Raw genomic sequence first — 6,705 nt, forward strand, 5'->3', positions numbered from 1 at the left:
TCTTGTGCACCTTTGCCAAGACGTGATTCTTCCAGCACAACGCCACGCTCTTTGTCGATCTCGGCACCTTCAAAAGCAACAGTGCTGGCCCAGTCTTCCAGTATCTGAAACCCTTTATCTACATTCTCTTTTTTCTCGGTAGGTATCGGGAGTATATATACTGTCTCGTCAAAGCTGGTGTAAGCATTCAGGTCAGCGCCAAACTCCACACCAATGGATTGAAGGAAAGATACCAGGTCATTCTTCTTGAAATTTTTGGAGCCGTTAAAGGCCATGTGTTCAGTGAAGTGCGCAAGACCCTGCTGGTCGTCATCCTCGAGTATAGATCCGGCATTAACAACCAGGCGAAGTTCAACTTTCTTTTCGGGCTTTTGATTCTTCCGGATATAGTAGGTAAGACCGTTGGCAAGCTTGCCGATTTTTACGTTTGGATCTACCGGTAATTTTTGATTGAGTTTATCCTGCGCCTGAAGCAGGCCACAGAGCATAAACAGAAATACAATAAGTGTGGATTCCCTTAAAAAGGATTTTGGTTTTGGATACGGCATGCAACAAAATATTTAAGTATAAATGGGTTCACAGGAATAGAGGAGGAGAGATCTATGCAGGGAATATATAGTCTGATCGAACAAGCTATATATTGTTGCATGGATCAATGCCACTTGCTCTGAATGAGCTCTAACATTTCGGGGTGCACGTGTTTATTGCCCGCGCAGAGCTCTCCGCCAAAGACGAAATTATTACCTCCGCGGAAATCCGTTACTGTACCTCCGGCTTGCTGAACGATAAATGTACCGGCCGCTACATCCCACGCGTTAAGATTATATTCAAAAAATCCTTCGAGACGACCGCATGCTACATATGCGAGATCGATAGCGGCACTACCCAGCCTGCGTATACCGTGCGACTTCTCTAAAAATTCTTTTATGATATCCAGGTATACATCTTTCTTGGCAGAGTGATAGTAGGGGAAGCCAGTAGCAAGCAAGCTTTCGCTCAGCGTTTTTACGGGTGACACACGAATCACCTGGTCATTGCAATAAGCTTCGCCACCTTCTATAGCATGAAAACATTCTTTGCGGATAATGTGGTATACATCGCCTAATATAGTTTCGTTGCCGCGCGTCAATCCTATACTGATCGCAAATATAGGGAGGCCATGAAGAAAGTTCGTGGTGCCATCCAGCGGATCGATAACCCAGTTATACTCTTTCTGATGCGATTGTTCTACGGTTCCTTCTTCGGTTATAAAACCGGCTTCCGGAAAAATCTTGTGAAGCGCAGTAACAAGCTGGCGTTCTGCTTCCTTATCGACATACGAAACAAGATTGTTAAAACTGTTTTTTTGTTCAATGCGCGTAAGATCAAAACTCGCGCCTTCTTTACGAATGAATTCTCCGACTTCCTCACAGATCGAGATAACATTGCGCTGAATATTTTTCAGGTCCATCGCTGACTTGGTTTTGTGTTCACTTTAAGATGGTGAATATAAGGATGGATCGGGAAACATGCTTTTGCCAGCGGATATTAATTTCCCCGGGCATGAATGTTATTCAACAGCTTCTGCTATACGTGTGCATCGTAACGTACACGAGGTGATTAATTTTCCTTGCCGTGTACAACCATAACGATCTCACCCTTTACTTCCTTGCTTTGAAAGTGAAGCAGAATTTCTTCAATCGTTCCGTTCACAGTTTCTTCAAACATTTTGGTAAGTTCACGCGATACAGAAGCTTGGCGATCAGCACCAAAACATTCTTTGAATTGCTCCAGTGTTTTTACCAGTCTATAAGGCGACTCGTAAAAGATCATGGTGCGCTCTTCTTCTGCCAGTTGTTTTAGTAAAGTTTGCCGCCCTTTTTTATGCGGAAGAAATCCTTCGAACACAAACCTGTCGGAAGGTAAACCAGACTTTACCAATGCTGGTACGAATGCAGTTGGCCCTGGCAGACATTCTACTTTGAGGTTAGCTTGCAATGCTGCACGGATAATGAGAAAGCCCGGATCAGAAATACCGGGTGTGCCGGCATCCGATACGAGTGCCATGGTCTCGCCTTTCTCCATACGCTGAATAAGACTCGCCAGTATTTTATGTTCGTTGAAGTTGTGAAAACTCTGCAGCGGTTTTGCTATAGCATAATGCTTAAGCAGGAAGCCGGAGGTGCGTGTATCTTCAGCCAGTATAACATCAACAGACTTTAATACTTCGAGTGCGCGAAGTGTTATATCAGCAAGATTGCCGATCGGTGTAGGCACAATATATAATGATGGTGAAGACATACGATGCAATATATACCCGCGCAGCGGTATTGCATATTCCGGCAAAAAGAAATTACTCTATCGCTTGTATACTATGCCAGCTTATCGATCGCGTCCGCCAGTTTGCGGTCGCGATCGGTAACTATATTGCCGGCATCATGCGTGGATAACTCGAAAGCAACTGTGTTCCAGGTGTTGGTCCACGTAGGGTGATGGTTCATCTTCTCTGCTACAATCGCCACTTTCGTCATAAACCCAAATGCTTCTGTAAAGTCTTTAAATGTGAAAGTCTTTTTAAGCTTGTTGTTTTCTGTTTTCCATTCCATAACACTTACCTTTTTTGTACTCTAAAAAGGTAAGCATTATTTTTTTGGTGGCAAGGTCTGATTCAGCCCGTTGCCTAAATACTGGTCGTACCACGCTGTCCAGCGGGTAAACCGGTCTATCTGGTAACTCGGCACAGATATACCATGAAACTGTCCGGGATACACCACAAATTGTGTTGGCACACCCAGTGTCTTTAATGCCTGGTACATCTGTTCACTACCCGCAGCCGGCACATTAAAATCTTTTTCGCCAACCATATATAGTGTTGGTGTTTTGATCTTGTCGGCTTTAAAGAAAGGATACGATACCTTCATCCATTTGTCTACATTCTTCCACGGTACTCCTAATTCTTTTTCATATTGAAGAGTATACTGGTCAGAGCCATACATAGAGAGCTGAAGCGCGCTGCCCGCTCCGCTGGCTGCTGCTTTGAAACGTGTATCCGTAGCAGTGGTATAATCTGTTAATATACCGCCATAACTCCAGCCGCCTATACCGAGGCGATTAGGATCAGCAGCTCCGATCTTTACCAGGTAATCAGCAGCTCCGAGTATATCCATTACTTCTTTATTTCCCCAATCGGCAAAGATCGCTTTGCTAAATGCAAGACCTTTACCATTGCTGCCACGATAATTTACATTGGCTACGGCATAACCTTTGGCGGCAAACATCTGCGAAGTAAGATCGAACGAGTAATCATCCTGCGAGGTGGGGCCACCGTGTATCCATAAGATGAGCGGCAATTTTTCTGAACTGGGTTTACCGGCAGGCCAGTATAACAAACCACCTACAACCGTTCCATCTTTACTCACCGAGTTAAATCCTTTTACCGTAGCGAGGTTTAGTGATTTGAGGAAGTCATCATGTATATGCGTAACTCTTCTGGCCTTACCATTGTCGAGTGCATATACTTCGTTCGGTGTGCGTGGATCGCTGGAGATCATAACCCAACGATTATTGATACCTCCCTGCGGAGTGAAAAATACCTGCTCACCGGAAGTGATGGCTTTATGATTTCCTGCAAGATCGAAGGATGTGATGTGACTGGTGCGATCATCTTCAATGGCAACATATAGCGCCTGACTGTCGGCCGACCACCGTGGTGAAGATATATCGCGATCAACTTTTTGTGATAGTAGTACAGGCGTGCCTCCTGTAACGGATATATAGGCAAGGTAGGGTTGATCGTATATATTAAAGTCTTCGAAGCGTGATTGCAGGTAGGCTATATATTTACCATCTGGACTCCAGGCCGGGCTGGTGTCGGCACCTTTCCAGGTAGTGAGTTGACGTGGTGTAGAACCTTTTTTTGCATCAATGATCCAGATATCGTTGTTCGCATTGCGATCGGCATCAGGTGTACGGTTGCTTACAAACGCCAACTGCTTGCTGTCTGGCGACCATATAGGATTGTCTACATCAAAATCTCCTTTGGTAAGTGTATCCAGTTTTTTACTCTCAACATCAAAGAGGTATAGATGCTCGCGCTTGCGTTCAAGGTATCCATCGCCATCGCTTTTAAAATGATAGCGATCCATTACGATAGGAGGTGTTGTTTTCTTTTTATCACGATCGTCCACTGACTCCTGGTCTTTGATAATGAGTGCGATCTTTTTGGCATCCGGGCTCCATATATAGTCGCTGATGCCATACTTCAATTCCGTAAGTTTTACAGCTTCACCACCTCTTCGGTCCAGCTTCCATATTTGTGAAGATTTAGTTTCGTAGCGTGATGAAAGAAAGGTTAGATATTTACCATCAGGCGACCACCGCGGTCTGCTCTCACCTTCGGCACTCGTTGTTAGTCGAAGGGATTCTGTTCCTTCCCAATTGATCATCCATACATCACTGTCATACTTATCTTTTGCAGAGTCAGGCGTAGATACAACATACGCGATCCAGTTTCCATCAGGTGACAGTTGAGGATCGGAAACCGATTTCAATTTATAGACATCGGAAGGACGCATGGCACGCTGTGCAGACACAGTGCAAGCCACACACAAAAGCAGGGTAAAGAGTAGGGTTCGTTTCATGGGGTAATGTATATAGGTATATCTGCTGATTATACTCCGATTTTACAAATTTTTATCGGAATGTGAACAGGATATGCGATCAGCGCAATTAATCAGGTGGGAACGGCAGTGGCAAATAGCAGGGAAGTAAACGCATAAAGTTCAAAGTGTAAAGCATAAAGTGAACCAGTGCAACTACAGGCCTTTTACTTTCAGCTTTACGCTTTACACTTTGTATTCTTCTGTATAATTCTGTGAAATTCGTGAGAGATATTCCTGCATTTAATCTGCGGAATCTGCGCGATCAGCGGGAAATAAATTTATAGTGCAACGATGCCTTCGATCTGTGAGGCTTTTATATAAACTTCAATAACGGCATCGCTGGAGGGCATCATCATTTGGGCTGTTACACTTATATACTTTCCATGACTGGACAGTTTCTCGGTAACAGTATGCAGCGGGAAGAGTTGTCTTACTTCTCCTTCCTTGCCGGTGGGCACTATAAATTTAAAAATATAGAGCGATGGCCAGGTATAGTGTTGGTCAAGGTTGTTACGGAAGTTATCGAGCCACTGTTGATCCATTCGCAAAAAGCAACGCCCTGACTCAATCGGTCAAGGCGTGCTGTTAAAATTTTAAAGTATACTTAGAAGAACTTGTAACGCTTGTCTACGATGTCAGATTTTTCTTTGATCGCCTCAGCAATACTATAAGAGCTTCTGTTCTGGTTGTTTTGTTCCAGTTGTGTTTTGTATACGCCATAATCCTGAAGAGCAGGGGCGATAGTTTTGTTGGTGAGCTCTACAATCACCACACCATTGTCGCCAGATAAAGGCTTAGAACGTTTGCCATTCTCCAGTGAGAATGCTGCACCCACTGCCTGTGGATCAAATCCTACAGTAGGCAGTGCGTTGCTGTTCAGTTTCAGATCGCTGCTGGTATATACATTGGCATCATTGCCAAATCCTACCGCTACTTCTTCTAATGTGCCTTTCAGACCATTGAGTTTTTCGGTGATGATCTTGCTTTTTACTTCGTTGCGCACTGCTACCGTAATTTCTTCTTTCACATCTTCCAGTGGTCTGTAGCCTTTCTTCACTTCACCTGTCATGATCGCGACTACGTTCTGATCCTGCAGATCATATACCTGAGAAATTTTACCGATAGATGCATCGCGGAATAACCACATTACAATCTGGCGAGCTTCACCTAATGTACCAATGCGTCTGTCGCCAGCGCTGATGTTCTTGGCATCCAATACTGTCAGGCCTGCTTGTTTTGCTTTCTCTTCAAATTCTTTTACATCCGAAACATTGGCAGCAAAAGTTTCTGCTTTACGGAATGCTTCGTTGGTAGTAGCATCGCTTGGCAGAATCTGGCGCTCTACTATAGCGAGGTTATATGCGCGGTTTGTTTTAGTGTTGGTAACATCGATGATGTGGTATCCGAATTCTGTTTCCACTACATCATTGAGTACACCTGGTTTAGAAGCTGTGAACACAGCATCCTGGAAAGGTTTTACCATCTGGCCAGAACTGAACCAGCCGAGATCACCACCGCGTGATGCCGTACCATCAGTACCGAACTCACGGGCTTTTGCTTCGAATGAAGCTCCGCCTTTAATGTCTTTCAGAATATTGCGTGCTTTTTCTTTTGCTTCTTTCTTGGAAGCTTCGCTGGTGTCTGCCCACTTGATCAGGATGTGCTTAGCCCGGGCGTTGTATACGGTGTCGTTAAAAATTTTAGAAACTTTTACTACTTTATAAGTATCACCGTCCAATACAGGACCGATCACGTTTCCTTCTGTCAAAGCACTTTCAGGAATGAATGCCGGTAATGATGCAACCGAATATTTAGCATAAGGATTTTGTCCTTCCGTATTAGAGGCAGCATATACTGAATCTTCCGTTGAGTTTTTAAACTCAGTCACGGCTTTTTGAAGATCTTCGTTTACAGCAGCAGAGTCGTCTGCAGAAGCAACTACCGGAATGCTTACATACTTGATGTCGCGTGTAGCATCGGTCTTATACTTCTCTTTGTTTTTGTTATAGTACGCTTCGTAATCTGCATCGGTAACTTTTGCAGATGAATCACTAATGGCATAGTA

General features: G+C 44.2%; 7 protein-coding genes. All 7 read right to left on the minus strand.

Going from position 1 to position 6,705, the window contains the following annotated elements:
* Positions 1 to 488, minus strand: a 488-nt coding sequence (locus VIN08_RS09960) for a M16 family metallopeptidase (RefSeq protein ID WP_331963946.1), incomplete at its 3' end; no start/stop codon positions are given.
* 164 nt (positions 489 to 652) lie between these two features.
* Positions 653 to 1,450: an inositol monophosphatase family protein gene (locus VIN08_RS09965; RefSeq protein ID WP_331963949.1), complete on the minus strand. Its 798-nt coding sequence runs from the start codon at positions 1,448 to 1,450 to the stop codon at positions 653 to 655.
* A gap of 149 nt (positions 1,451 to 1,599) precedes the next feature.
* A complete protein-coding gene (gene rsmI / locus VIN08_RS09970) occupies positions 1,600 to 2,280 on the minus strand; it encodes a 16S rRNA (cytidine(1402)-2'-O)-methyltransferase (protein ID WP_331963964.1) in 681 nt (226 codons plus the stop codon).
* Between the two features lie 71 nt (positions 2,281 to 2,351).
* Positions 2,352 to 2,585: a 4a-hydroxytetrahydrobiopterin dehydratase gene (locus VIN08_RS09975; protein WP_331963952.1), complete on the minus strand. Its 234-nt coding sequence runs from the start codon at positions 2,583 to 2,585 to the stop codon at positions 2,352 to 2,354.
* A 36-nt stretch (positions 2,586 to 2,621) separates the two neighbouring features.
* Entirely contained in the window at positions 2,622 to 4,619 is a 1,998-nt protein-coding gene (locus VIN08_RS09980) for a S9 family peptidase (protein WP_331963955.1), read from the minus strand.
* A 299-nt stretch (positions 4,620 to 4,918) separates the two neighbouring features.
* Positions 4,919 to 5,182 (minus strand): DUF493 family protein, encoded by a 264-nt coding sequence (locus tag VIN08_RS09985; RefSeq protein WP_331963958.1) that lies wholly within the window; start codon positions 5,180 to 5,182, stop codon positions 4,919 to 4,921.
* Between the two features lie 62 nt (positions 5,183 to 5,244).
* Positions 5,245 to 6,705, minus strand: a 1,461-nt coding sequence (locus tag VIN08_RS09990; RefSeq protein WP_331963961.1) for a peptidylprolyl isomerase, incomplete at its 5' end; no start/stop codon positions are given.

Source organism: Ohtaekwangia sp. (genome assembly GCF_036568665.1).
Classification (GTDB): Bacteria; Bacteroidota; Bacteroidia; order Cytophagales; family Cyclobacteriaceae; genus Ohtaekwangia.

Excerpts from the sequence above, each read along its gene's own strand:
- VIN08_RS09980 (WP_331963955.1), bottom strand. The coding sequence starts at position 4,619 with ATGAAACGAACCCTACTCTTTACCCTGCTTTTGTGTGTGGCTTGCACT.
- VIN08_RS09965 (WP_331963949.1), bottom strand. The coding sequence starts at position 1,450 with ATGGACCTGAAAAATATTCAGCGCAATGTTATCTCGATCTGTGAGGAA.
- VIN08_RS09975 (WP_331963952.1), bottom strand. The coding sequence starts at position 2,585 with ATGGAATGGAAAACAGAAAACAACAAGCTTAAAAAGACTTTCACATTT.
- rsmI (WP_331963964.1), bottom strand. The coding sequence starts at position 2,280 with ATGTCTTCACCATCATTATATATTGTGCCTACACCGATCGGCAATCTT.
- VIN08_RS09985 (WP_331963958.1), bottom strand. The coding sequence starts at position 5,182 with ATGGATCAACAGTGGCTCGATAACTTCCGTAACAACCTTGACCAACAC.